This window comes from Bremerella sp. JC817 (assembly GCF_040718835.1).
Classification (GTDB): domain Bacteria; phylum Planctomycetota; class Planctomycetia; order Pirellulales; family Pirellulaceae; genus Bremerella.
Genome location: NZ_JBFEFG010000192.1, coordinates 1 through 371, shown reverse-complemented (window position 1 = coordinate 371; position 371 = coordinate 1). Strand labels below are relative to the sequence as shown.

Here is a 371-nt window from a genome sequence, read left to right as displayed (position 1 = left end):
CCCCGAAGACCCGGGGATCGAGGCCCCCCCTCCTTCGCCCCCCGTTCGGTCGGCGCCCGGCGGCCCGGACTCTGCCCCACGAACCGACCCGGCCTCGGAGGTCGCGACGCTGGGGCTCGACGCCGAATTGCAGGCCATCCTCATCGCTGACCTGGCCGACCTGCTCTCCAGGATTCAAGACCTCGTCCTTCGACTCGGACGCGGCGACGACTCCGAGACGCTCCACGAACTCGGCCGCTGTTACCACACCTTGAAAGGGGCCTCGGGAAGCGTCGGCCTCACCACCCTGGCGGCCCCGCATCCACGAACTGGAAGACGCGATCGAGGCTGCGGGCGGCTCTACCGAAGGACCTCTGGTCGGTCGACTGGAC

The 371-nt window shown here is 69.8% G+C and carries 1 protein-coding gene; it reads left to right on the top strand.

Annotation, left to right across the window (positions count from 1 at the left end):
* Nucleotides 1-127: 127 nt before the first annotated feature.
* A partial coding sequence (locus AB1L30_RS00920; RefSeq protein WP_367011458.1) for an Hpt domain-containing protein occupies nt 128-371 on the top strand: 244 nt, incomplete at its 3' end.